General features: G+C 67.4%; 3 protein-coding genes. All 3 read right to left on the minus strand.

From position 1 onward, the window contains the following. Positions 1 to 204: 204 nt before the first annotated feature. The 3 genes from EOL86_14420 to EOL86_14430 are packed head-to-tail and all read right to left on the minus strand — an operon-like array spanning position 205 to position 1,777. Positions 205 to 732: a hypothetical protein gene (locus EOL86_14420; GenBank protein ID NCD26766.1), complete on the minus strand. Its 528-nt coding sequence runs from the start codon at positions 730 to 732 to the stop codon at positions 205 to 207. Positions 733 to 734: 2 nt separating this feature from the next. Beyond that, positions 735 to 1,586: a hypothetical protein gene (locus EOL86_14425; protein NCD26767.1), complete on the minus strand. Its 852-nt coding sequence runs from the start codon at positions 1,584 to 1,586 to the stop codon at positions 735 to 737. Then, complete coding sequence (locus EOL86_14430; protein NCD26768.1) at positions 1,583 to 1,777, minus strand: DNA-binding protein; 195 nt, start codon at positions 1,775 to 1,777, stop codon at positions 1,583 to 1,585. The genes EOL86_14425 and EOL86_14430 overlap by 4 nt, the downstream gene beginning before the upstream one ends. Between the last annotated feature and the right edge of the window lie 16 nt (positions 1,778 to 1,793).

A 1,793-nucleotide genomic window follows, 5' to 3' on the forward strand; every position in this document is an offset into this window, starting at 1 on the left:
CATGGCGGCGAGGATGCCGAGGAAGATGCCGAGCACGATGGCCCAGCCGATGATGAGTGTCGCGGGGTTCACGGGGGTCCCTTCTTTGGGTGGTTGGCCGGTGGCCGGGGAGCTTGCAGGCGGTCCCCGACCACCGGGGGTGTGGTTCCGGTGGCCCCACGGTCGGGTATCCACTCCGAGGAGGCTTGTGGGGCCACCGGAAGATCAGGCTGCGGTCTCTGCCATGTGGTCGAATGCGCCCCTCGACGCAGCGGTGCCGACGGTCCCGTGGCGGGAGACGATGGGAAGCACGGCGTCATAGGATTCGCGCCATTCGTCATAGGCGACCGCCTGCTTGCGGTAGTTGTGGTACCTGATGCGGTCCATGTCCCGGAGGTCGTCGGCGGTGACGTTGCGCCACGGCTTGCGCTTCCCGTCTCCGAGAATGACGACGATGTTCAGGGTCGGGTCGTCGTCCAGCCCGAGGTCGTCCTGCCCGGTTGCGAGACGCTTGATAACGGCGTCAGCGGCGCGCCCCTGCGACTTGTCGGCGCGTTCCAACGCAGCACGGATCGCTTGGGACACGTCAACGAACAGCTCTCCGGCGTTCACCATGTCCTGAATGCGGTTTGCTGCGGTGGTGAAGGCTTCCTGTCGGCCCACGCCGTCGTCCGGGTCGGCTTCGGCGATCACTTCCTGGTAGACGCGGGTAACGGTGGTGTCCCACTCGAAGTCGAGTTCGTAGTCGGTCATGGCTAGCGCTCCATCTCGTCGGCGTAGGTGTTGAGCCATCCGGCGAGGTCCCGGATGCGATTGGGGTTGTGCATGGCGCGGTCGTTGGGCGGCGCGGCGTCCGCGTGTTTTGCGAACGCGGCACGGATGCGTGTGCGAGCTTCGGGGTACTGCACGCTGGAGAGGTTCATTAGTGCCGCCGCGATTGAGCGCACTTCCTGCTCCGCGTTCTGGCGTTCCGCTTCGGCCGCCAGTTGCCACGCGGGTTTGCGGATGGGCGGGAGTTTTGGTGCCGGCTCGGGCTGGTCGAGTAGTTCGCCCGTCTCGGCGTCCACGGTGAGCGTTTCGACGGTGGTGCGCGTTTCCGTGACGACGTGCTTGGGCTTGGGTGCGATCTCCTCGCGGGCCTCGCGGATCGCGGCGGCGGTGGGCTTCCCGTCAGTGGCGTCCACGGCGGCAGTCATCACGGCGGCGGCGGTCTCAGCGGGAAGCCCGACCAGCTCGCGGGCCTGGCCTTCATTGGCGGGGGCGACGGCGCCGAGAACCGTTACATTTGTAACGGTCTCAGCGGGAAGCCCGACCAGCTCGCGGGCCTGGCCTTCATTGGCAGGGGCTGGCGCGCCGAGGCTGGTTACATTTGTAACCACGTGGGCCGCGCCGATTAGCTGCGACGCGCGGTGGCGGTTCCACCCCCATCGCGATTGGCAGTACGCCTCGAACGTGCCGAACTCCGAGCGGTACAGCCGGGCGTCGCGGATCTCCAGCAGCGCCGTCCCGACCTCCGCGAACGTCTGGAACCCGCGTTCGATGGTGGCCTCACACTCGGCGAGGCGGTCGGATTCGGTGACGGTGAGCGCGACGGTGGGGACGCTCATGCCGCGCCGCGCTTCTCGGCGAGAGCTTCGATGTCCTCGCGCCGGAACAGGAGAGCGCCGTTCGGACCGGGGAGACGGACGGCTGGGGTCAGCGCGCCGGACTCGACGAGTCGGTGAATGGTGCGTGCGGAGCGACCGATCATGCGCCCAGCTTCGGGGCTGGTGATCAGCTCGGGGTTCGTCGTTGACATGATGTGAGCATGGCAC

This window comes from Deltaproteobacteria bacterium, from assembly GCA_009930495.1.
In the GTDB taxonomy this organism is placed as follows: Bacteria; Desulfobacterota; Desulfovibrionia; order Desulfovibrionales; family Desulfomicrobiaceae; genus Desulfomicrobium.